Origin of the sequence: Allobaculum stercoricanis DSM 13633 (assembly GCF_000384195.1) — a bacterium.
Taxonomy (GTDB): domain Bacteria; phylum Bacillota_I; class Bacilli_A; order Erysipelotrichales; family Erysipelotrichaceae; genus Allobaculum; species Allobaculum stercoricanis.
In genome coordinates, this window is the sequence record NZ_KB913034.1 from 1,006,923 (window position 1) to 1,031,872 (window position 24,950).

At 36.2% G+C, this 24,950-nt stretch carries 21 protein-coding genes and 1 riboswitch; of the genes, 5 read left to right on the top strand and 16 right to left on the bottom strand.

From position 1 onward, the window contains the following. Position 1: 1 nt before the first annotated feature. Positions 2-1,324, bottom strand: a complete 1,323-nt coding sequence (locus tag ALLST_RS0104680; RefSeq protein ID WP_019892930.1) for a DEAD/DEAH box helicase — start codon at positions 1,322-1,324, stop codon at positions 2-4. A gap of 277 nt (positions 1,325-1,601) precedes the next feature. Between ALLST_RS0104680 and ispH the strand changes: the two genes are divergently transcribed. Further along, on the top strand, positions 1,602-2,480 hold the full coding sequence (gene ispH / locus ALLST_RS0104685) for a 4-hydroxy-3-methylbut-2-enyl diphosphate reductase (protein ID WP_019892931.1): 879 nt from the start codon (positions 1,602-1,604) through the stop codon (positions 2,478-2,480). An 85-nt stretch (positions 2,481-2,565) separates the two neighbouring features. On the opposite strand, the gene rho is transcribed toward ispH, so the two are convergent. The 8 genes from rho to ALLST_RS0104730 all read right to left on the bottom strand — a co-directional run bounded on the left by rho (position 2,566) and on the right by ALLST_RS0104730 (position 13,678). Continuing rightward, positions 2,566-3,726, bottom strand: coding sequence for a transcription termination factor Rho (rho, locus tag ALLST_RS0104690; RefSeq protein WP_276885161.1), 1,161 nt, complete (start codon positions 3,724-3,726; stop codon positions 2,566-2,568). Positions 3,727-3,931: 205 nt separating this feature from the next. Further along, positions 3,932-4,609: a class I SAM-dependent methyltransferase gene (locus tag ALLST_RS0104695; protein ID WP_019892933.1), complete on the bottom strand. Its 678-nt coding sequence runs from the start codon at positions 4,607-4,609 to the stop codon at positions 3,932-3,934. Further along, positions 4,609-5,670, bottom strand: a complete 1,062-nt coding sequence (gene rpoD, locus ALLST_RS0104700) for an RNA polymerase sigma factor RpoD (protein ID WP_019892934.1) — start codon at positions 5,668-5,670, stop codon at positions 4,609-4,611. The genes ALLST_RS0104695 and rpoD overlap by 1 nt, the downstream gene beginning before the upstream one ends. A 25-nt stretch (positions 5,671-5,695) precedes the next feature. After that, positions 5,696-7,432 (bottom strand): DNA primase, encoded by a 1,737-nt coding sequence (dnaG, locus tag ALLST_RS0104705; protein ID WP_019892935.1) that lies wholly within the window; start codon positions 7,430-7,432, stop codon positions 5,696-5,698. Between the two features lie 186 nt (positions 7,433-7,618). After that, entirely contained in the window at positions 7,619-9,004 is a 1,386-nt protein-coding gene (locus ALLST_RS0104710) for a glycine--tRNA ligase (RefSeq protein ID WP_026472784.1), read from the bottom strand. A 302-nt stretch (positions 9,005-9,306) separates the two neighbouring features. Next, the gene (gene ltrA / locus ALLST_RS0104715; RefSeq protein ID WP_019892937.1) at positions 9,307-10,611 is read right to left on the bottom strand and encodes a group II intron reverse transcriptase/maturase; all 1,305 of its coding nucleotides are present in this window, start codon (positions 10,609-10,611) and stop codon (positions 9,307-9,309) included. Between the two features lie 584 nt (positions 10,612-11,195). Continuing rightward, the gene (locus ALLST_RS0104720; protein WP_019892938.1) at positions 11,196-11,984 is read right to left on the bottom strand and encodes a protein phosphatase 2C domain-containing protein; all 789 of its coding nucleotides are present in this window, start codon (positions 11,982-11,984) and stop codon (positions 11,196-11,198) included. 1,121 nt (positions 11,985-13,105) lie between these two features. Then, positions 13,106-13,678 carry a hypothetical protein gene (locus tag ALLST_RS0104730; protein ID WP_019892940.1) on the bottom strand — a complete coding sequence of 191 codons (573 nt, stop codon included), beginning with the start codon at positions 13,676-13,678 and terminating at the stop codon, positions 13,106-13,108. Positions 13,679-14,112: 434 nt separating this feature from the next. Beyond that, a riboswitch (Lysine riboswitch) is annotated at positions 14,113-14,281 on the top strand. A 61-nt stretch (positions 14,282-14,342) separates the two neighbouring features. On the opposite strand from ALLST_RS0104730, the gene lysA reads away from it, so the two are divergent. From lysA to dapB, 3 genes are all read left to right on the top strand, one after another. Further along, positions 14,343-15,656: a diaminopimelate decarboxylase gene (gene lysA, locus ALLST_RS0104735; RefSeq protein WP_019892942.1), complete on the top strand. Its 1,314-nt coding sequence runs from the start codon at positions 14,343-14,345 to the stop codon at positions 15,654-15,656. A gap of 115 nt (positions 15,657-15,771) precedes the next feature. Next, positions 15,772-16,659, top strand: a complete 888-nt coding sequence (dapA, locus tag ALLST_RS0104740) for a 4-hydroxy-tetrahydrodipicolinate synthase (RefSeq protein WP_019892943.1) — start codon at positions 15,772-15,774, stop codon at positions 16,657-16,659. Continuing rightward, a complete protein-coding gene (gene dapB, locus ALLST_RS0104745; RefSeq protein WP_019892944.1) occupies positions 16,656-17,372 on the top strand; it encodes a 4-hydroxy-tetrahydrodipicolinate reductase in 717 nt (238 codons plus the stop codon). The genes dapA and dapB overlap by 4 nt, the downstream gene beginning before the upstream one ends. A gap of 181 nt (positions 17,373-17,553) precedes the next feature. On the opposite strand, the gene ALLST_RS0104750 is transcribed toward dapB, so the two are convergent. The 7 genes from ALLST_RS0104750 to ALLST_RS0104785 all read right to left on the bottom strand — a co-directional run bounded on the left by ALLST_RS0104750 (position 17,554) and on the right by ALLST_RS0104785 (position 23,189). Beyond that, positions 17,554-17,859 carry a (Fe-S)-binding protein gene (locus ALLST_RS0104750; protein WP_019892945.1) on the bottom strand — a complete coding sequence of 102 codons (306 nt, stop codon included), beginning with the start codon at positions 17,857-17,859 and terminating at the stop codon, positions 17,554-17,556. Between the two features lie 196 nt (positions 17,860-18,055). Beyond that, positions 18,056-18,634, bottom strand: a complete 579-nt coding sequence (locus ALLST_RS0104760; RefSeq protein ID WP_019892947.1) for an electron transport complex protein RnfA — start codon at positions 18,632-18,634, stop codon at positions 18,056-18,058. Next, the gene (gene rsxE, locus ALLST_RS0104765) at positions 18,634-19,311 is read right to left on the bottom strand and encodes an electron transport complex subunit RsxE (protein ID WP_019892948.1); all 678 of its coding nucleotides are present in this window, start codon (positions 19,309-19,311) and stop codon (positions 18,634-18,636) included. Before rsxE ends, ALLST_RS0104760 begins: the two co-directional genes overlap by 1 nt. Before the next feature lie 11 nt (positions 19,312-19,322). Continuing rightward, entirely contained in the window at positions 19,323-19,850 is a 528-nt protein-coding gene (locus ALLST_RS0104770; protein WP_019892949.1) for an RnfABCDGE type electron transport complex subunit G, read from the bottom strand. Further along, complete coding sequence (locus ALLST_RS0104775; protein ID WP_019892950.1) at positions 19,850-21,004, bottom strand: RnfABCDGE type electron transport complex subunit D; 1,155 nt, start codon at positions 21,002-21,004, stop codon at positions 19,850-19,852. Before ALLST_RS0104775 ends, ALLST_RS0104770 begins: the two co-directional genes overlap by 1 nt. Before the next feature lie 14 nt (positions 21,005-21,018). After that, positions 21,019-22,329 (bottom strand): RnfC family protein, encoded by a 1,311-nt coding sequence (locus ALLST_RS0104780; RefSeq protein ID WP_019892951.1) that lies wholly within the window; start codon positions 22,327-22,329, stop codon positions 21,019-21,021. A 623-nt stretch (positions 22,330-22,952) separates the two neighbouring features. Further along, positions 22,953-23,189: a hypothetical protein gene (locus ALLST_RS0104785; protein WP_019892952.1), complete on the bottom strand. Its 237-nt coding sequence runs from the start codon at positions 23,187-23,189 to the stop codon at positions 22,953-22,955. Positions 23,190-23,705: 516 nt separating this feature from the next. On the opposite strand from ALLST_RS0104785, the gene ALLST_RS0104790 reads away from it, so the two are divergent. Then, positions 23,706-24,821 (top strand): FAD:protein FMN transferase, encoded by a 1,116-nt coding sequence (locus tag ALLST_RS0104790; protein ID WP_019892953.1) that lies wholly within the window; start codon positions 23,706-23,708, stop codon positions 24,819-24,821. The last annotated feature ends 129 nt before the right edge of the window (positions 24,822-24,950 follow it).

The following is a 24,950-nucleotide window of genomic DNA, read 5'->3' on the forward strand; positions in this document are numbered from 1 at the left end:
ATTATTGTTCCCTTTTCGCACGTTGTTTTGCTTTTGCACGTTCACGTTTTTGTTGCTGAATTTCTTTACGGATCATTGCTCGTTTTGCGCGGCGTTTCACATTTTCTAATTCTTGTGCACGTTTCTTTTTGTAGTTTGGTTTTACTTTTTTCGCTTTTTTATGAACAACTTTCCCTAACTCAGCATTCATTTCTACTTTTTTATTCGGCGCATTTCGTTTCGTACGATCTTTCACTTCGACAAAATGGCCATCTTTAATGTCCATTTCTTTAAAATCAATGCCGCGTTTTCTAAGTGTTACGACTGCTTGTTGATCTTTTGGTGAAGCGATCGCAATCGCTAAACCATCACGTCCTGCTCTTCCTGTACGTCCAGAACGGTGTTCGTAGAATTTTAAATCTTTTGGGAAACCACAAGAAATAACATGTGTAATTCCTTCTAAATCAATTCCTCTCGAAGCAATGTCACTTGCGACAATATAAGACTTTTTCTGGGATTGGATTTGACGAATCGCGCGAGAACGTTCACGAGCTTCTAAATCCCCATGTAATTCGACTAAATCATATCCCGCTTGACGCATATCATGAGCAAGCGTTGCCGCTTCTTGGTTGGAGTTCGCAAAGATTAAGCATACATAAGGATGAATTACACTTAAAACATCTGATACACGTTCGGACATTGTCTTGTGTTTTAAAGGAATTAAATAATGCTCTATATCCGCCGCAAATTCTTCATTACTACTAATGCGAATGAGTTCTGGATTATTGAGATACTTTTTCAAGAATGGCTGGAGCATTTCTGGAATAGTTGCCGAGAAGACCATAACTGTAATGTCTTGGGACATGTGGCTTAAAATCATGTCGACATCTTCCAAAAAGCCGAATTCCATGGTCATATCTGCTTCATCAATGACCATGATTTTTGCGGTATTTAAAAGAAGAGTTTGATCATCTAAGAACAAATCTTTCATTCGTCCTGGTGTTCCAATTACGATATGTGGAACTAGACCACCTTCTTTTTTCTCCATTCCACCTGTGACTAAACGAATACGCACATCAAAATGATCAGCGAGCTTTTTACATCTTTCATATAATTGCCAAGCGAGTTCACGAGTAGGTACGGAAATTACAGCTTGAACTTCATCCATTGACGCGTCGATTGCTTCGAAAATCGGCATAAAGAAGGCATGGGATTTGCCTGATCCGGTTGTCGAAATTCCGATTAAATCGCGTTGTTTATCTTTACGGTGAATCACCGCTTCTTGAATCGGAGTCAAAGTTTTGAATCCTTCGACTTTCATCATCTCTTCGATACGGTTCATCATCAACACCTCTTTCTTTTATTTGTATTTCTATCTCATCTATTCTAGATCAATGATAGAATAAAAGCCGACAAGTTCAGTTCATGACTTGTTATTGGCTTATTCGATATTTTAGTTGGACGAATATAGATCGTCCCTAGTTAAAAATTTTAACATTCGAATTGCAAGTTTACCAAAACTAACGCTTATTGAAAAGAGAACGGTTATAAGATTTTGTTTTTCTTGATTCAATTTACATAAAAATACAATATGCTTTACATAAAGCTAGATAGGAAGATTCATGATCGAAATCATCGAAGCAAGTGTTCAAGGTTTTTGTAAAGGGGTGACACAAGCGCTTACCCTTGTTGATCAAACTTTACAATCCGATTGTCCACGCCCCATTACGATCTTAGGTTCGTTAGTCCATAACGATTTTGTTAATCAATCTCTTAAAGAAAAAGGAATTAGAGTTTTAGAAGCGAAACAGAAAAGTCGCCTTGAATTACTCGATCAAATTGATGCGGGTACTGTGATCTTTACAGCACATGGTGTCAGTGATCAAGTTCGCCAAAAAGCAAAAGACAAGGGATTACATGTCGTGGATGCTTCTTGTCCTTTTGTTCGCTATACTCAAAACCTTATTGCCAAACACTTACAACAAAAAGAAGTCATTTTCTATATCGGCAAAAAAGGTCATCCGGAAGCTGAAGGAGCAACGTTTCAACAGCAAGATGTCTATTTGATAGAAACGATTGCTGATATTCCCGATCATATTAATCAACCCATTTTTGTCACAAATCAAACAACGATGTCTATTGTCGATTTACAACAATTATTTGATGCTATTCAAGAACACTATCCTCAAGCTGTTTTTTGCGATGAAATTTGCAATGCAACGCGCGTGCGCCAAAAAGCCGTTTTAGATCTTGCCAATCAAAATATTGATTTATTGATTGTTGTAGGCGATCCAGCTAGTAACAACACCAGAAAACTGGCTCAAATTGGCAAAACTGCCCAAATAGAACAAGTCATCCAACTTGAAGATGCAAGCCAACTGCATCCTCAACAATTAAGTGGCGTCAAACGGCTCGCTATTACAAGTGGTGCGAGCACGCCTGCCTTTTTAAAAGAAGCCATTATTCAAAAAATTAAAGAAATTGATTCAAACACATTTTAAAAAACACCACATCTTTGGCTTATCGTCCATGGATGTGGTGTTTTTCTATCATTGAACTGTAATCTCGCTAATCAATTTATCTTTATTATTTTTCAGATTCTTTCGTTAACAATTCTACTAATGTTTGATTGTTAGAACATACCGCAAATGATTTTAATACATCCAAAGTCGCTTGTTCTTCTTTAATTCTTGCGTGCGATCGAATTAAACTAGCCGCTTTTTGTTCATCTTTGGATAACAATAAATCATCCTTACGTGTTCCTGAACGTAAAATATCAATCGCAGGGAAAATTCGCTGGAACGCTAAATCTCGACTTAAGACAAGCTCCATATTTCCTGTTCCTTTAAATTCTTCAAAGATAACCTCATCCATACGGCTTCCCGTATCCACTAATGCAGTTGCCAAAATCGTTAATGATCCCCCTTCCCGAATGTTTCGGGCTGCTCCAAAGAAGTGTTTTGGATAATAGAGGGAAAGTGGATCAAGACCACCGGAAAGGATTTTTCCCGAATTTGGTACAAGTAAGTTATATGTTCTTGCTAAACGAGTGATGGAGTCTAATAAGATCACAACATCGCCACCCATTTCGACGAGTGCTTTTGCTCGTTCAATCGCCATTTCGGCAACACGGCGATGGTGTTGCGGTTCTTCATCAAACGTCGAATATACAATTTCTACGTTATGATCGATAATTGTATCTTTAATATCGGTTACTTCCTCTGGACGTTCATCAATTAATAAAATAATTAAATGCACATCTGGATGATTCACTTGTAAAGAATGGGCGATTGTTTTTAATAATGTCGTTTTTCCGGCTTTTGGTGGAGAAATAATCAATCCACGTTGGCCTTTCCCGATTGGACAAAGCAAGTCAATTAATCGTCCAGACATATTCTCATCATCCGTTTCCATTTTAAATCGCTCCGTAGGTGAAATTGGAGTCAAACGTTCAAAATGGGTTCGATGTAATGAATGAATAATCGGTTGATCGTTGACACTCTCAACTTGACTGAGTTGTCTTGCTTTATTGTCTTCAATGCGATCGTTTAATTGACCACGAATCAAATCTCCTTGTCTTAGACGCATTGATTTAATTCGATTGGCACTAATGTAAATATCATTTTTACTCGACAAGTAGTTTTCACCACGGAGGAATCCATACCCGTCTTGCAAGATCTCTAAAACGCCTTCTACTGTTTCGCTCATAGTCTCCTCTTTTTCTATTTCACTAAAAATTGCATACAAAAATGGATTTCAACGATAGATAAAATTGATGTCAGTACAATCAAATGATTATTGAGTTCAAAAAGAATCTGAAAATTCCAAAGTTGAATACTCCAAATTGAAAAATTAAATACGAATGCAAAAAATGTATTGAATAATCAAGATCTTTTCAATCGAAAGATGCTTAGATCACGTACTTTCGATTGAAAAGACTCAATCTGTTCCTCTATTTCTCTTCTTTGTCTATCATTTTACGATAACGTCTGTCAATCCATTTGAGCTTATTTTGTAAAGTTGCTTGTTGATCCAGTGGCATTTTTTCTAAAATGGTTAACCATTGCGCTTTTTGCCATTGTAAATATTGTCGATAATCTTCATGATCGAGCACATTCAATCCAAGCAATAAATCTTCTTCTAAAGCTTGTTGTTCACAAGTAGGATGAGCTCTTTGTACGATAAGGATCGGATAAAAATGGCCATCATGAACTACTTGTTCTTTAACAATTTGCCAACCACTCTTGATTAAAAAAGCTCTTAAATCGACTGCATCTTTATGTGGACATAAAATCATTGAATTGACGGATTGTGGAATAGGATCTGCTTGCAAAATATCAATGATTAACTTTCCACCCATCCCCGCAATAATGATTTGCTTCGTATCTAAAGGCAAATTATGAATTCCACTTTCGAGGTGTGTTTCAATTTGATCTTCGAGATGAAAAGATTGGATATTTGCCTTTGCTTGTTGTAGAGGACCTTCTCGCAAATCACAGGCATAGGCTTTTTTTACTTTTCCTTTTAATACGGCATCGATACAAACTAAACCATGATCACAACCGATATCCGCAATGATCGGTTCGCTCGCTAGTGAGGCGATTGTTCTTAATCGTTTTGAAATTTCCATTATGACTCCATAAATTCTTTTAAGCGTTTTGAACGCATGGGATTGCGTAATTTTCGTAAAGCTTTTGATTCAATTTGACGAATGCACTCCCTTGTGAGTTGAAACTCTTGACCGAGTTGGTCTAAAGTATGCGTTTTTCCATCTACTAAACCATAGCGAAGCAATAAAACTTGTTCTTCTTTTGGCGTTAGTGTTTGTAGTAAATTAGCTAATTCTTCTTTGAGAAGAGTTTGATTCGTATAATCCGTAGGCGATATTGAGGTTTGATCTTCGATAAAATCTCCAAGTTGAGAATCATTTTGATCACCAATTGGAGTTTCCAAAGAAACAGGTTCAAGCGTTAGACGTTGAATTTCTCGAATACGATCAACAGATAATCCTTCCATTTTTTCGGCAATTTCCTCAGATAATGGCTCTCTGCCTAAATCTTGTGTTAATTGTCTCGAAACTTTTGTCAGTTTATTGATCAATTCAATCATATGCGCAGGGATACGAATCGTTTTTGCTTGATCCGCAATTGCTCTTGTGATCGCTTGCCGAATCCACCATGTCGCATAAGTCGAAAACTTAAAGCCTTTTGTATAATCAAATTTATCAACCGCTTTAATCAGACCGCAATTTCCTTCTTGGATCAAGTCAAGAAGTGGCAATCCGCGCCCCGTATATTTTTTGGCAATAGAAACCACGAGGCGTAGATTGGCTTGAATCAAAATATTTTTCCCCTCAATGTGCCCTTCCAAATATTGTTTTGCAGCAGCTTGTTCTTCATCTAATGTTAATAAAGGAATTTGTCCAATCTGATGTAAATACATTTTGACTGAATCATAGCTTTGATGGGTTTGTTTATTAAATGATTGTTCTAAAGTAGCTACTTCATGATCTTCAAATTGCTGTTGCAAACTTGGACACATTTGATTAACCAAATCTTCTCTTTTTTTGTCATCGAATTGTATTTCACTCATCCGATCTTCTTCCAAACGATTCTCCAGACCATAATCTAGTTTTTGTTCGGGATTGAATAAAGTTTGGCGTTTTTCGGTTGAGTTTAATGTATCTTTCATTGAAGACGGACTCCTCCTTTCTATTTTAAATCTGATTTTTTCTGCAGACCAAATCACGTTTCTTAATTAACAAATCTTTTAATTCCAAAGGATTTTTGACTTGTTTAATTTGGGTATTAATTGCATTGATTTGATTTTCAATGACATCTTTTAAAATCTTTTTTGTCGAATCATTGAACAACTGATCAATCATATCGCTATAATCCGGCCAATCTGCTAATTCTAAAAAGAGTTGTTTGACATCACTTTCTTCGAGCACTTCAAATAAAGAAAGTGGATCGATAGTCGAATGTTGTTTATAAAAAAGTTGCAGATACTTAAACAATGTCATGCAAGTTGGATTCGTAAATACTCCCACTTGCTCATTGTATTGATCGATAAATTGATCCGAGCGTAACATGCACCATAAAACGGACTTTTCGGCATGATCATGGCCAGGTTCTACTGGTGGGGTTACAATCGGTTGGGCAAATTGATGACCCGCTTTTTTCGGTTGCCAAGATGAATGTTCTTTTTCAAAACTATAACCGGTCAATTCTTTTAAACGATCAAACATCACCGGTTGTTCGTATTGTTCAAGAGAATTACGAATAATTCCCTCCATCAATTTGGCATATTGCTTTTTATCTTCATAATTTTGCAGATTATATTGGGTTTGTAGATAATCAAAGGCAAATTCTGCATAACTAATAGTAGAGTTAACCGCTTGTTGTAAAGCTTCCGCACCTTTTTCAATAAAAATATCATCCGGATCTTTGGCTTGTGTCGTATGAACAAACGAAAAGCGAATTCCGGCTTTAAATGCAGCTTGTGCAAAGTTCCATGCTGCTTTTTGTCCAGCACTATCTTGGTCATAGAAAACTACAACTGGCACATGAAGATTTGCGATCAAATCAAGTTGCATCGGCGTACAGGCTGTTCCTAGATTGGCAATTCCTTCATACATGCCTGCTTTAGCAAGACCTAAAACATCCATTGCCCCTTCGCATAAAATGACTCGTCCCGCTTTTGCGGCATATTTCTTTGCACGGTGGTAGTTAAAGATCAAATGGCTTTTTTCATAAAGTACCGTTGTCGTCGTATTCACGTATTTAGCCTTCTTGGATGAACCTGGCAAAATTCTTGCTGTATAGCCGACCGGTTGTCCATTTGCATCGTGAATCGGAATTAAAATACGTTCATAAAAATAAGGGATATAAGATGATTCCCCGGCTACGATCAAACCTGTTTGTTCTAATACATCACGATCTTTAATCCGCGCCTGCAAATATTGGCTGACCATATCAAAGGAAGGCACGTAACCAATATCAAAATCATCGATGATTTGTTTAGAAAATTTCCGCTCAGCTAAATATTGGCTCGCTTGTAAGCCATCCGGACTATTGAGTTCATATTTTCCATAAGCAGTAAATAGACGTAATGCATCATAAAGTGGTTGATTTGGATCTTTTGTTTTTTGTGGTTCATGGATTAGTTGTAAAGGATAATGAATGAGTTCGGCTACTTTGATCAATGCATCTTGATAAGTGATTTTTTCGATTTCACTGACAAATTTAATCACATTTCCCCCTGCACCACAGGCAAAACATTTATAAATTTGTTTATCCAATGAAACATGCATACTTGGCGAATGATCATCATGGAATGGACAAACGCCAACATACTCTTTGCCTTTTTTATCGAGGGGTACATAACGTGAGATGATATCGACAATATCAGCTTGATCTAAAATATTTTGATGATCTCTTTGCGAAACACGCATCGTGACTCCTCCCTTCTTTATTTGTTATAGACTAAAATTGGCAATGTTTCCTAAATATAAAGAAGGATTGAAACAATCTTCCAAAGCGCATGAGTAAAACACTTGTTTGTAACAACGTTTTAAACAAAAGCGGTAAAGTCGAAAGATGCTTCAATCCTAAAATATTATTGATTTTCGATTGAAATCTTATTCAAAACGAGTGCGAGATTCGATATATTCTTGAACTTCAGTTAATGGAATACGAACTTGTTCCATAGAATCACGTTCACGAACTGTTACACATCCATCTTTTTCAGTTTCAAAGTCAACAGTAATGCAGAATGGTGTACCAATCGCATCTTGACGACGATAACGTTTACCAATAGATTGTGCATCATCAAATGTTACGCTTACAGATTTACCTAACTGACGAGTTAATTCCATTGCTGGTTCAGAAAGTTTTTTACTTAAAGGTAAAATAGCTGCTTTATAAGGAGCAAGCGCTGGATGTAAACGTAAAACTGTACGAATATCATTTTCACTAATGACTTCTTGTTCTAAAGCTTGAGACATAACAGCTAAAATTAAACGTTCAACACCAACAGATGGTTCAATAACATATGGAATATATTTTTCGTTTGCTTCTTGATCGAAATATTCCAAAGACTGTTTAGATACGTTTTGATGAGCAGTTAAGTCGAAATCAGTACGGTCTGCAATACCCCAAAGTTCACCCCAACCAATTGGATCACCAAATAAATATTCGATATCTGTAGTCGCATTGGAGTAGTGAGATAATTCTTCTTGGTCATGTGCTCTTAAACGTAAACGATCTTTTTGAAGACCTAAATCATATAAGAACTGTTCACACATACCTTCTAATTTTTTGAACCATTCTAAATCTGTACCTGGTTTGCAGAAGAATTCTAATTCCATCTGTTCAAATTCACGTGTACGGAAAATGAAGTTACCTGGAGTGATTTCATTACGGAATGATTTACCAATTTGACCCACACCAAAAGGTAATTTACGACGCATTGTTCTTTGAACGTTTTTAAAGTTAACGAAAATACCTTGTGCAGTTTCTGGACGTAAATAGATTTCACTTTTTGCATCTTCAGTAACCCCTTGGAATGTTTTGAACATCAAGTTGAACTGACGAATTGGTGTGAAGTTTTTCTTTCCACAGTTTGGGCAAACGATATCGTGTTCATCGATATACGCTTCCATTTCTTTGTTGGACCAACCTGCTGGGATCACTTCTCCATGTGATGCATCTTCAATTAATGTATCTGCACGATAACGTGTTTTACATTCTTTACAGTCCATCAATGGATCAGAGAATCCACCAACGTGACCACTTGCAACCCATACATTTGGGTTCATCAAAATTGCGGATTGAATTCCGACGTTTTCAGGTTGTTCAGTAATAAAACGTTTCCACCATGCATTTTTGATATTGTTTTTGAGTTCAATTCCTAAAGGACCAAAATCCCATGTATTGGCAAGACCACCATAGATTTCTGAACCTTGGTAAACGAACCCGTAGTTCTTCATATGTGCAACGATATCATTGAAACTTAAGTAGCTCATTCTTTCTCTCCATTCATTTTTATCTTTTTCTTTTTGAGAACATTCAAAAGTATAAAGCTTGTCTGAAAAAAACAAAATTCGATCCCGTTTAATCGAATCATTTACAAGACAAAATAGCTCATTCATGTTTATCAATGACTAAGTTTAACACGTTTTCTCTTATGTTTCATCCGCTTTTCATCAGCATTGCCTGATCCATATATAGAAAATAGAGTAGAGGGAGACTATCTGTGAGTCTCGCCCCTCTCATTGCACCGTACGTACGGTTCTCGTATACGGCGCTACAGCTTTACAGTTTTATTTCATGCGTTATAAAATGATAAATAGAGATTAAGGGGATCGATCAATCCTGATCGATCTCCTTTTCTCATTGCCAAAATATTTGGTGAGATCAGAAAGTTCACTGTTCGCATTCCTGCTGTCCTATATAGGCCTAGCCTGGAGTTGGCCGTTTGTCTGATCAATTCAGATTCTAAAGGCCATTTAGATATGCGATTCAATTTCATCAGGTTATCGAAGATTGTTCGTGGTCTTTTCCACTGTTTCAATATGACAACTCGGATTTTATGCCTGAGCCACTCACCGAACTTAGTCAGGAACTTTTTCATCGAACCAATGCTAAAATAGTTAATCCAACCTCTGACGATTTGGTTTACTTTTGTAAACACGTCTTTTAATGGTGATGCGACCGCTCTTTTCCTACAAAGAACTTCTTTGATTTTGTCATAGAGTCTTTGTTTGCGATCATTTGTTGGTTTTGCTTTCCATCCATCTTTACCCTTCCAAAAGGTGAAACCTAGAAAGGTACTTTCTGGTGGTCGACATACATGGGTTTTAGTTGCACTGACAGTGAGAAATAGTTTCCTTTCTAACCAACTGGAAACTGATTTCATGATTCTATTCGCAGCCATTTCACTTTTGACGAAAATTACGACGTCATCGGCATATCTGCAGAATCTAAGACCTCTACTCTCTAATTCTTTGTCGAATAGATCTAGATAGATGTTGGCTAGTACTGGCGAAATGCACCCACCTTGCAGTGTGCCGAGATCACTTTTTACGATCTTGCCCTCCTCAAGCACGCCTGCTTTGAGGAAGAATCGGATCAGATGGAGAACTTCTTTTTCATTGATGAGATTTCGGATCAGTGAAATGAGTTTATCGTGATTCACTTTGTCAAAGAATTTCTCGATATCTAAATCGATGACCCAGTCGTAACCTTCGTTCAGGTAATTCAATGCCTGCATGATGGCATCATGTGCACTTCTGCCTTTACGAAAACCAAAACTACTATCACTAAACGACGGGTCAAAGATGAGATCGAGCACCTGGGCAACTGCCTGTTGAATGGCTCTGTCCATGACAGTTGGAATACCTAACGGGCGTTTCTTTCCATAAGGTTTAGGGATATAGACCCGTCTGACCGGTTGGGGCTTATATTTCATATTCAGTATAGCCTCAGTAATTTCTTCCTGATGCTTATCCCAGTAGGATTCAAGATCACCCACTGTGACTCCATCTATTCCGGCTGAACCTTTATTCCGTTGGACAGCTCGGATAGCTTGATTCATGTTTTCTGATTGAAGTATTGATTCAATTAAACGCATGATGGGTCTTTTTTCTTTTCACAAACAAATTCAGATCATCCTCGTCCAGAGTGTCCCAGAAGATTACGTTTCTTCTGTGTTGGATTTTTCCAGATTTACAGATTACTGGTTTGTTATTTCAAAGCGGAACGCTCTGAAAAACCATTAGGGCCTTCAGTCGATGACTTACTATGCCCTCAGCTGACTTCTCGCGACAAACCTTATTTCGACCGAACCCGTATTCTTGGGCCACCGATTGCTGATTTTAAAGCATCTCGGAATATCGTCCGCGAGATCTCTCGGGGTAAGACACACATCTTTCACTGCACAACCTTTTGATTTATCGTCTTGGCGTTACGTTTGTCTTTTGGGCTTTGGTTTGTTACGCAACCTTACCCGCCATTTGGCCTTATATCAGGTTTCTGTTCGTAGGCTCGACAGATTTGCTACACCGCTTCCTTCACCCCGGCCTCACGGCCTTCGGCTTGCGGTTTGCTACACTTGGCGACAAATACCCGTGGTCGGACTTTCACCGACAAGATGTGTGTCATGCCCGACACACGTAAAAAACGAAACCTGAAGATGCAGATTTCGTTTCAAATTTATTATTCATTTTCATGATTCACTAAATGTTTCTCTTCTTTAGAAGTTGTTTGTTCATCGATCAATATCGCGATCGTTTTATCATCAGTACCATCAAGCTTGTCAATGCATTGCAAAAGCCATTGATGTGTATTTTGTGGTGCCGTTTTGTCAAGATGAAATAAGCGATCGATTAATTCTTTATTGCCAGCTACTTGATGTTGTTCTTGGGAAGTGACATAGATCAACTGATCAAAAACACCATCAGTTGCGGCAATGACAGACCGAACCGGATCTTGCTGATTATCCATCACAAAAAATTGCCAAGCAAATTGGTCAGAAATTGGAGAAACACGAGAAGATGTTTTTAGATGTGTAATCATCATGCCAAATCGATCCGATTGACATTGGAATAAAATGCCACCATCTCCGGCAATCCCACCAATCAATCTGCCTTGGGCAAATAAAGCAACAATTAATGTCGTTTGACAATCAAATAATGGAATGTTCACTTTTTTCAGATTCTCTTGTAAATAGTGTTCGGCAAATACAAAAGCTTCTCGTACGAGTTGTTCAAGTTCTTCTGTTTCCATATTCTCTTGTAATGTCTCTTCTAAAAACATACTTGCTGCTTGAGAAACCAATTTAGCAGCAATTTCACTATTTGAGAATGTCCAATCTGATTTCAATGAAACACCATCACATAAAACTAATCCATGATAACCTTTAACGTCAAAAGTTCGTACGGCATCTTGGTTAGCAACATCATGTTTTTGATGAAGTGTCCCTTGTAAGGAAATCGTTTCAATCATCGGCTTTCCCTCTCTACCTTGATCTAGTTTCTATTACGAAAAAAGATATTCAAATTGCTCAATTATGTATATCCAAATCATTTTTCTAATTGTTCTTATTATCAACCATTTTTGAAAAAAAGAATAGAAATATGCAATCAATATGACCATATGGTTCAGATATGGTGAATAGATCCCAATTTTAAATAAAAGTTTTTTTCTTCTTGTTGAAGGCAAAAAAAAAAAAAAATGGTAATGAACGAAAAGTCATTCATTACCAAATCACAACTATGTTAAGTTATTTTATAGTGTCTACTTTATAAGGTCACTTTAGAATACTCCTTACCTTTATATAAACTTCTGACATAAACTCGGCAAAATTAATTTATAAATTCATATCAGAAAATAGCTTTTACGGCATAATAAAATAATAAAAATGTATTAATTGCAAACGGTATAAATAAATTACTTTTATAAAGAGTTTCTATTATACTCATTCTACCGGAAACTCCAAAACTAAATACAAAATCATAAGTTTGTGCAAATAACGCAGCCCCAATAAAGATTAATACATAGATAAAGAAGCAGAATAGTAACCTTTTCTCAAAAGGATTATTCATAAAGCATTCTCGTTTCTTAAGATAAAAATCAGGTTAATGAAAAGCAAAATATTATTCTTATATCACTCATCAGCTTGCTTATTTTTATCGATAGTAAAAATTTAAATACATTTAATTGTTTATTTAAACATTTAAAAATTGATATTAAGTATTGTTACCAATATTTATCATTCACTTTGTGCGTTTAGCTTTTACTACGTAGTAAATTAGCAAAAATGTATTGATTGCGAATGGTATAATCAAATTACTTTTATAAAGCGTCCCTATTAAGCTTACATGACCAAAAGTATAATTGATAAAAGTGCGATCATAGCCAAATAATGATGCTCCGATAAAAATTATCGTATAGATAAAAAAGCAAAATAGCAAGCGCTTCTCGTAAGGATTGTTCATAAAGTATCCCCTTTTTTAGCTTATCACGCTAATAAATGTAAGTGGAATATTCATATACATCGTTCTACTATATGTCAAAGTGCAGAACACATTAAATGATTTTTTATCTTTTGTCAAAAATATCATTATCTATTTGTAAGTTACGTTAATATATGAATTTAATGTTTGGGTAGAAATATAATCATAAGATCCATAAATACCATTCTGGTCTTGTAGATAATCTCTCATGTGTTTAACTAAAAAATCTCCATAAATACCTAAACGACTATATTTAGTTGGGTCCGCTGGTATATTTGTATCAACTCCTACAGTTTTTGTGAGTTCTAAAGTATAAGTCATTCCATCGAAAACCCCTTGTGTTGATACAGTCACAGAATCCTCTACTCTTATTGTATAAGAATCTGCTTTTGTCCATACTGGAGTTTTACTATGATATCCTACAAACTTCATATATAAATTTTGTCTTGATACTTCAACAGTAGTGACAAAATCTCCACGATGCTTCACTTCATTATTTGATGAATTTCTATTTTTCAAATAACATTGATAATCTTCTTGCGTTGAAAAAAAACACATTTCATTTTGGCTTGTCTGTACTGCAATGATTTGATTAGTTTCATTGGCTTTAATGATTGATGGACCTGGAACTATAAAAGTTACGACCATCATCATGCTAACCAAACACTTTAATGATTTTTTCATAGTATTTTCCTTTCTTTAAATTTGGTTATTTAAATGCTATGTAATTCTAAATATTAGAAAGAAATCAGATTCTTTCTTTTATATATTTCTCATTTCAATCATCCGCCTCCTATTTCTTTTGATAATTTTTTATTTAATTTAATGATATCCAATTTTATTTCAATATATAAGTCTTATATTATTTTCTTATCTCTGATATAATTATAAATAGATGTTTTGTTTTCTATATTTCGGTTTAATACACACTCAAATGGATTGTATTCATCCATAACATTACATAAACACAAATTCCGTTTCAAGTCTCCGAACCCTTCATCATTCTGTTCATTTTTTATAAATTAATTTACATTTATTTTCAACATCTGGAAATTTTTCATTTTATGTTTTTAATTGTTGCTCAAGTATTCAAACCTTTATACAATTTAGATTATAGATATTTAGATAGAGGTTGCGTTAATGACTAATGGAAAAGAAGTCGGCAGGCATTTGACTTTTCCTTTGAGCAAAGACGCCGAACAAAATAAGCAGGCATGTTTATTTTGTGGGGTATTAGAGAAGATCTAATGCACTGTCTGCATGATATGTAGGAGAGCTATCGTTCGAATCATCTTAAATTCGGCAAGATAGTCCTCTATCTTGCCTATTTTTTGGAGGTCAATTATTGATGAAAGATACGCTCAAAATTCAAAACCACGAAATTTATATTAGCGATACATCAGTTCGAACACTCGCTAGTGAATGTTCAACGCCACTCTATATATATGATCTTCCTGCTCTCAAACAAAGAATGGCGGAATTTAAAGATCACTTTGTCAGCAACACATTAAAAACGCATGTAATTTATGCTTCAAAAGCTTTTTCTTGTCTAGCAATGAATCAGCTTGTTAGTCAATTTGGCTTCTCATTAGATGTTGTTAGTGGTGGTGAATTATATACTGCCTTACAATCAAACTTTGACTTAAGTCGTGTTTATTTCCATGGCAATAATAAATCTGATGATGAATTGAACATGGCTATTGAACTTGGAGTAGGCACAATTGTTGTTGATAATCTCATGGAAGCAAAGCGTCTAGTTCGATTCTGTGAGAATCCAAAGCACAAAATTCATGTATTGCTTCGTGTAAATCCTGGGATCGAAGCGCACACCCATAAATATATTCAAACTGCATTTATCGATTCTAAATTTGGAATTTCGACTTTAAATACCGATGAAATCAAAGCAGTCATTGACACAATTCAAACGAATTCCAATTTACAATTCGATGGATTCCATGCTCATATCGGATCACAAATCTTTGAACTCGATGCTTTCAAAGCGGAAATTGAGAAAATCTGCCAATTTGTTCAAGAATTTCAAAATCAAACGCAAATTCAAGTGCGCACTTTAGATTTTGGTGGTGGCTTTGGTGTTCGTTATACCGATGAAGATCAACCTGTTGAAATTGCATTAGTCTGCAAAACAATTGTCAGTGAAGCAGAAAAACAAATTGCTGCTTATGAACTTTCGGTAGAAGAAATCTGTATCGAACCAGGACGTTCAATCATTGCTGAAGCAGGTTATCAGTTGTATACGATTGGCGATTTAAAACAAACACCCAATCGAAATTATATTTTTGTTGATGGCGGCATGACTGACAACATTCGCCCTGTTCTCTATCAAGCAGACTATGATTTTGATATTGCGACAAATGCAGATGCACCAAAAACAAAAACAGTCTGCATTGCTGGTAAATGTTGTGAAAGCGGAGATTTACTTGCCGAAAATACGCTCGTCCAACCTTATCAAACAAACGATTTATTACTTGTGAGCAGTACTGGTGCGTATGGATATTCAATGGCCAGCAATTACAACAAGCTTGCGATTCCAAGTGTTGTTTTTGTTGATCATGGAAAAATCATTCCAATCATTAAACGTCAAACGTATCAAGACTTAATCCAAAGAGAAAACCTTATTGATCAAGACCTATTCAGTCTTTAACGTTTTTTCGAGAACGATTCAACACAATTCAATTCAATTCAATTGAAGCCGATTCAGACTTCATTCCGTCATAAATAAGAAATTGATCAAGAGATCATTGAAAAGGAGATTTGACATGACGAATTTACCAAAAGGTTCAATCGTAGCTTTAATTACCCCATTTCACGAGGATGGAACGATTAACTTTGAAAAACTCAAAGAACTCATTGAATGGCATATTGTTAACAAAACTGATGGTATTCTAATTTTAGGAACAACGGGTGAATCCCCAACGCTGACTCATGAAGAAGATGACGATGTCGTCGCATGTGCAATCGAATGCGCAAATCACCGTATTCCGATCATTGTTGGTGCAGGCTCCAACAGTACCCAGACACAACTAGAAAAATCTTTAAAATACGAAAAAATGGGTGCGGACGGATTATTATTGATCTCTCCTTACTACAACAAAGCAAATGACGAAGGGATGATCCGCCATTTTACAACAGTTGCTGATCAAGTCCATATTCCAATTATTCTTTACAATATCCCTGGGCGTACGGGATGTACGATTTCTTTAAACGCTTTAAAACAATTATCTAAACACCCAATGATTCAAGGGATTAAAGAAGCGAGTGGCGACATTTCTTATGCTACAAACGCTGCTACACTTTTAAATGATGATTTTGTCATGTATTCCGGTAACGACGATATCATCGTTCCGATGATGGCTTTAGGTTCAAGTGGTGTAATCTCTGTTTTAGCGGATGTACTTCCCAAAACAACACATGACATCGTCTTCAATTGCTTAAATGGCAACTACAAAACTGCCCAACAATTGCAATTAGACAATTTAGATTTAATTCATGATTTATTTATGGAAGTTAATCCAATCCCAGTGAAAGAAGCTTTAAATATGATGGGCTTTCATGTTGGAAAATATCGACTCCCTTTATATGAAATGAGTGAAGACCATAAAGCCAAATTAGAAGCCACACTGAAAGCGAGAGGTTTAATTGCATGAACGTCGTGATCATCGGTAAAGGAAAAATGGGAACCTTGTTGGAACAAACCGCAATCGCAAATGGGATGAATGTTTTAGGTAAAGCCGACTTATTTGATCCGAGTGCATTAGAAAATTCGCTCGATCAAGTCGATGTCATTTTAAATTTCTCCCACCCTGATAACCTCGAATGGCTTTTACAAACCATTTCACATCATTCTATTGCCTTAGTTGAAGGAACAACGGGATATAGTCAAACTCAAAAAGATATGTTATTTGAATTTTCGAACACCCATCCTGTTTTCTTTAGTGCCAACTATTCTCTAGGCATTGCGATTTTATGCCAACTCGCAAAAAAAGTATCTGCTCAATTAAAAGAAGAATGGGATATTGAAGTTGTAGAGACACATCATAATCAAAAAGTAGATGCACCAAGTGGTACTGCTTTAGCACTCGTAGAAGCACTTGATCCAGAACATGAATTTGAACATGTTTATGGTCGACAAGGATCTGTTGGTAAACGCCAAAAAGAAATTGGAATTCATGCTTTACGTGGTGGAACAATTCCTGGCAAACATGAAATTCACTTTTTTGGGCAAGATGAAGAACTCACGCTTAGTCATAATGCTCAATCTCGTCAAATCTTTGTCAATGGTGCCATTCATGCTGCTAAGTTTATGGTTGGAAAACCTAATGGTCTTTATGATATGAATGACCTCGTTTCTTTAAACTAAACAAAACTAAACAAAGCTATATCGAACCAAACAAAATTCGATATAGCTTTTTTTCCGCCTTCATGAATTAACGAGAAATTTTAAATCTTCTTGAACATGGAAAAAGGCAGCATATTAAGCACTTCTGCCTTCTATGCTGCCTCTATTCTCTTGAATTAAATATTTGATTAAATTATTCGGATTAACCTTTTACTTTAATCGTCTGACCATCCGGTCCTGGTGTAGTTGCAAGGTATTCAATAATTTCAGCTTTTGCATCAGGTTTACATGGTTTGCACTGCCAAGAGCTTGTGTCTCCAGAAACTAATGCATCCGCAAAACCAGAACATCCAGGATAACCACATCCACCACAGTTATAACCAGGTAAATGAGAAGTTACATAATCTACACGAGTATCGGGTTCAACATGGAAAACTTTTGCGGCAATTCCAAGTCCGGCACCCAAAAGAGAACCAAGAACGATCATCATTACAATTGCGCTAAGCATCTTCTGCTTTAACCTCAACTTTCTTCTTTAGTGGGATGATTTGGGCAATAAATATCTTTACAGCCCTCACAATCTGCTTTGAGATTTTCACACCCCTCTGGTTTTGGTGTTTTCTTGTTCTTTAAAAACAAGAAAATATAGATTCCGACTAAAGAGCCGAAAAATAATATAGCAAGAAATAATTGTGCGAAATCCATTAAATGATTCCAGCCAATCCACTAAATGCCATTGCCATTAATCCAGCTACAATTAATGCGATTGGATTTCCTTTGAAGCATTGTGGAACATCAGCAACTTCAAGACGTTCACGAATGCAAGAGAAAATGTAAAGAACAAGGGCAAAACCAAGTGGCGTACCAATTGTATATACCAACATATGCGCAATGTCATATCCATTGGAGATGTTCACTAAGCAAACGTTTAATACAACACAGTTTGTTGTGATCAAAGGCAGATAAACACCAAGTGACTTATATAAAGCAGGTGATGATTTCTTTAAGAACATTTCAGTTAACTGAACTAAAGACGCAATAACAAGAATGAATGTTACTAAGTCCATGAATTCAAGGTTCAGTGGAACTAAAACTAAATGGTATAAACCATAAGTAACGATACCTGCCGCAACAATAACGAATACGACAGCAACTCCCATACCCAGCGCGCTGGATTTTTTACGGGATACACCCATGAATGGGCAAAGTCCTAAGAACTGGTTGAGGACGGCGTTATTCAATAATACTGAAGTAATCAGTAAAGTAATGAGTTCACCAATCATTATTTAGCGGCCTCCTGACTATTGGCTGCTGCTTTTGCTGCAGCTTCTTTCTTTTGTACATGAAGTTTATAAGCAGTCAATCCGGCAGCTAAACATGCAAATGTCATGAACGCTCCAAGAGGAGAGCTGAACATGGAGATTGTGAAGTCTTCAGGAATTAAACGTAAAGAGAATAATACCTGTGCTTCGTTAAATGGGTTAGTCATCGATAAAACACCTGTAGACAGAAGTTGACGGATAACGGACATGGATAATACCGCAAGTAAATATCCAAGACCCATACCTACACCATCTAATGCGGAATCTAAAACACCGTTTTTAGAAGCAAATGCTTCAGCACGACCGAGGATGATGCAGTTTACAACGATTAATGGAATAAATACACCCAAAGAGGAATCTAATGCAGGTGCATAAGCCTGAATTAACATTTGGATGATTTTAACTAATGTAGCGATGATTACGATATAAACAGGAATACGAATTTCATCGGGTACTAATTTGCGGATTGCTGAAATGATCATGTTCGATAAGATCAAAACGAAAATAACCGCAACGCCCATACCAATAGCGTTATTGATTGAAGTAGTGATGGCTAATGTAGAACATAAACCAAGATACAGTCCGAAAACAGGGTTATCCTTGATCAGACCGTTTTTAAAGTTTTGCATTCGGTTCATCGTGGATCCTCCTATTCTACGGTTGGTGCAATTGTTGCACATTCATTAATAGCTTCTACAACTGGAGTAGAAGTTAATGTTGCTCCGGAAATCGTATCTAATTCCCCGCTTGCCTGTTTGCCAGCTAAAGATTCAGCAAAGGCATTTTCAGTAATTTTAGATCCGATTCCTTTTGTATCTCCATTGGAGATTGCTTTGAATGAATCGATTGTATCGTCGGTTGCATTGATGGCAACTAAGAATACTGTACCGCCATCATAACCAGATACTGCGTTTTTGAAGATGACAATATCATCACCATATTTATAAACACCTTGAACGGAAGGATGATCAGCAATGATATCTTCGGCATCCACAACAACAAAGTCATCGATACTTGCATCAGGATACATTTCCAGTAAAGAAGCTTTTTCTGCTTTTTCCGCATTTGCTTTGATAACTGGAGCTGTTAAAGCGTTAGCACTATATAAAGCGCCACCAGCGATTCCGGCAGTAATAGCGAGGAAGAGAGCAAGGTAAGCAGGACTACTTTTGTTCATTACAGTACCTCCTCAACACATGGCACTACTTCTACTACTTGAGCTGTCTTTTTCACTGGTCCTTTAACACCTTTCATTGTGCTAGATGCATAGAAAGAAACGCAAAGTGCTAATACAGCGGAACAAGCAATCATGAACCAAGCTTTTTTCTTAATTTCAAGTTGTGGCCCATCCAATGCAGATTCAATCATTGGTGTGAAGCAGTTCATAATCAAAATAGAATATAAGCATCCTTCTGGTAAGTTTCCTTTTAAACGAATCAATACTGTAATTGCTGCAGCACAAATCGCAAAGAAAATTCGACCAGCAGGTGATGTTGGTGCAGTCACTGGATCGGTGAGCATGAATACACCACCAAAGATAACACCACCGGTAATCAAGTGAAGAACTGGATACCAAATCCATCCAGGAATTCCATGATAAGGTTGAACACCTGTTAAAAGTGCAAGTGCGCAAGTAATCACGAAAATTGTTCCTAAATAGAATGTTGGAATTCGCCAATCGATTACACCACGTAAAACTAAGAACACACCGACAAGTAAGATCAAAATAGAGAAAGTTTCTCCAATTGCACCAGGTGTAGTTCCTAAAAATAAGCTACCAAAGCCGCCAACGCGATCTAAATAAGATTCTAAAGCAACTTCTGTCATTGGTAACCATTTAAATGATCCCGCTAAAATTCCTGTAGGTGTAGCGGAAGTAACTAAACGTGTTGTAGCTCCAGAGAAAGAAGCAAAGATAACTGCTCTTCCTACTGCAGCAGGGTTAAAAATGTTATAACCAAAACCACCAAACATCAAACGTCCAACTGCAATTGCAAAGAATGTTGCAATAATAATTGCATATGGAGTGATGTTCATTGGGCACATCATCACTAAGATAATTGAAGTCACCCATCCAAAGGAATGAGTAATTACATCTTTAACACTTTTCTTTTTCAATTTTGCAAAGACCGCTTCGCAAACAAAAGTTGTTACTAAAGAGCAAGCTAATAAAATAACTGCTTGTAAACCAACGTTAATTCCAAACGCTGTGGAATAATAAATTACTGAAGCGACGAACACAACGAGAAGACCAATCGTCAAATCACGCATAATTTGTTGTGTGGAATTCTTAGATTGAAGGTTCGGGCTTACATGAAAGGTATATTTCATTTTCTAAATCCCTCCTACTTCTTATTTGCCTTCATCATTAATGTACGTTTTGCTTTACGAACATTTTCTGTAACTTGGATATGGCTTGGGCATACATATGTGCAAAGACCGCATTCGATACAGTTCATTGCTCCACGTTTTTCCATTTCTGCAGCATCATTCATCTTCACTGCATTGGCAATACGAACAGGTTGTAACCCCATAGGGCAATGTGATGTACAACGACCACAACGTAAGCAAGTCATTGCTGGCTCTTCTTCGTCTTTTAAAATCGTGATCGCATTCATTGCACGGTCAATCACGATTTGATCAGAAACCATAGTTCTTCCCATCATTGGTCCGCCAGAAATTAATTTAAGACTTTGTACATCTTCAATTGTGCCACCGATTTGTTCGATGATTTCTGCAACAGACATTCCGATTGGAACAAGAACGTTAGTTGGATATTTCAAACCTTCTCCAGAGAACGTTACATATTTTTTGGCTTGTGCTTGACCCATTTCAGCCGCACGAGCAACTAAGATTGCTGTATTGGCGTTGTTGACGATTACACCACATTCACCTGGTAAACGTTTATATTCACGTTTTACAAGTTGGCGGATCAAAGTTCTTTCACCGCCCATTGGATACACATCAGGTACAGCAACAACTTCAATACCTACAAGATTTTCGCGTTTGATTTCATCGCGAACTAAGTTGATTAAATCTGGGTGAGTTTTCTTCACACCAATTAAAACACGATCAACTTGCGCTAGTTTTTTCAGGATACGAACCCCATGAACAAATTGTTCAGGATAGTCCATTACACATTTGTAGTCAGCAGTAATATATGGTTCACATTCAACAGCGTTAATAATCAAAGTGTCGATATTTTCTACCTTTTGATATTTAACATAAGTTGGGAAACCTGCCCCACCCTGACCGATAATACCAGTGTTTTTAACAAACTCCACCAAATCTTCATGAGAAGCATTTTCCCAATCAATTGGTTCAAAAGCTTGTACTGCTTCTTGATCCTCATCCAGTTCAATGACCATATGAAGCTGTGGTTTGAGGCTGTTGTGAGGACGTTTTACCGTTCCTTTGTAGATACCGGAAACACTAGAATAAAGTGGTACCGGGAAAGCGGATTTCGTGTTGGCTAAACGTGTCCCAATATAGACATGGTCGCCTTCGTTGACGAGAAGTTCGACTTCAGAGTTATTCCCTGCAAAAAGTGGAATATATACTTCTTTTGCAGGCATAAGTCTTTTGACGTCGCTATGATCCGTCAATCCTTTTTTACCGGGAATGTGTTGACACATTGGCCCTAATAAAAGTGACATACTCTTCTTCCTTTCAATTTAAATCAAAATAATTTTAGGTCTCATAGTAGGCAAAATCAAATCAATTCCCATGATATTTTGACAATTACGACAATTTGTTAAAATTCTTTATTTTTTCACGTTTTCTATACAAATTGTAAATATTTCCAAAAAAAATCGGTCATTTCTGTTCACATAAAAAATACAAGCTTGTTTTGTTTCGTAATTATTTTCATTCAAAAGCAATTTAGAAAATCACATATTTATAAGATAAAGCATGTTTTTCAAACATCACAATTTTGTTATTTTTACTCTTTTTGATGTTAGTTACTTTACCTAAAACTCCAACGTGTCTTTAGTTATTCATTTATATTAAGAAAGCAATATTGTCCACCTCGTTATTTTTAAATTAAAGCAAAAGAATGCTCGTGCAAAATTTTATTTTCATTTTAAAAAACAGGAGTTTTTGTGAACTTCTGCTAAGTTACCTAGACAATCTTAATTATTGTTGTATGTCTCGTTTTACAAACGATCTATTTTCAATCACTAATTCATCATGGTGCGGCTTCAAAATAAAACCAATTCTCCTCAATTCATTCTACATATCCTTGATTGTCATCTTTTCCATGGCACTTCCATTCGGTTTAAAAGATCGGCACAAATCCAATATTCACATTTTGAAAAGCAACCAGTTCTTCATCATAAGAATAGAAAAATCCATAGTATTTTGAAGACGGAGCAATTCCTTGACTATTCACAATATATTCCATAATCAGATGTTCGCCTTGCCAATAGTTAAATGGAAAATCAAGACTGCAAGTAGGCGTCTCATTTTCTTCAATATCTTTAATTAAAGTTGCTTTGTTGGAATTAAAATACAATTTACGTATCCCTTTAAGGATTGGACATCAAATTGAACTTACAATCCCAACAAATGTAATGACCAAAATCAAGCATACAAAACAGTTTTCTTTTTCATGATGCGTTAACCTCTATAAACCTGGTATTTCTAAAGCGACATTTAAGATTGTTTTGCTAGAATACGATGAAATAACGATCTTATCTAAAAAGCAAAAATCAATTTAATCATCCCTATTACAAAAATTGAACGTACAGAACAACAGTCTGGAGCGAGTTCTTGTCTCGTTAAAATTCCAACGCATCTCTTTTATAGATTGTGCCCAAAAAACTTCTATCTACTTAAATTATAGTTCTGTAGTAAATTTAAGATAACTTTTCAAATGAGATTTTCGTTTAAAAACGAAATTTGTTATTGTGTAGGAGATTTTTACATTTCGTGATCAAATTTGTTGGAATTAATATAAATTATATATTTAACAATAAAAGATACTCAACAAAATTTATGAATGTAATTAGATATAGATAAGGATATATATATGGAAATGAATTCTAACTCTAGAAAGTCCAAAACGAATGCAAGCTATTGGATTATTGCTTCCATTGCTGTTTTAGCATTGATTCTATCAGTGATTGTATATCTTCAATCCCCTAAAAAAGCTGGAAGTGAAGTGGATACTCGCTCAGTCACATTAATCGATGTTGGATTTGATACACCTGTTACTTTACAAGCAACATGTAGCGAAGATGAATTTAACAAATATCTTGAAATCGTTAAAGAAACATTTACTGAATGCAATGAGCTGTTTGATGTATACCATACTTACGATGATCATGTCAGCCTAATGGAAATTAACCAAAATGCTCATGACAAAGCAATCGAAGTTGATCCACGAATCATTGAAGTATTGAATGAAGCGTTTAAAGCACACGAAATCAATCCAAAATTCGACGTATCACAAGGAAACTTGATTCAAGTTTGGAAACAACAATTCGATGCCGAAACTCCTGCTCTTCCTGATCCACAAGATATTCAACAAGCGATTAATCCTGATTCCATGAATGCGATTAAAGTTGACGGCAATACAATTCAACTCACAAATGATCAAGTTGCCCTTGATTTTGGCGCAATCGCAAAAGGATATACGACTCAACTTGCTGCGCAAAAATTGGAAGAAGCTGGCTTGACCTCTGGATTTATTAATGCTGGTGGAAATATTGTCTTAGTCGGACAAAAGGTAGATGGTTCAGAATGGCGCATTGGCGTTCAAGACCCAGAATCCAATGGTTCAGTACTTACTTTTATTGCTGACCAAGCAACCTCTCTAGTCACTTCCGGAGATTATCAACGCTATATGGAAATCGATGGTAAACGCTATGCGCATATCATCGATCCAGCTACTGGATATCCAAGTGAATACATGCGCTCCGTAACAGTAATCAATGACAAATCTGTTTATTGTGATGCAATGTCAACAGCTTTATTTTCAGTTTCTGTAGAAGAGGGACTTGCACTTTGCGAACAATATGATTTACAAGCGATTTGGATTGTAGATAAAGGAAGCTTAGATCTTCCAGCTGATTTTCAAACTGAACAGTTTGACATTTATGCAACTGATCAAATCAAAGATCAGATTCAAATTAAACAAAAATAAAATAAGCAAATGGCTGAAAGTTGAAAAAAATCTCAACTTTCAGCCTTAAATTTTATAGAAACAATATAAATTGTTTCTTATTTTAAATATGTTGAATGCGAAAAGATCTAAAAATTTTCTAGTCAAAAT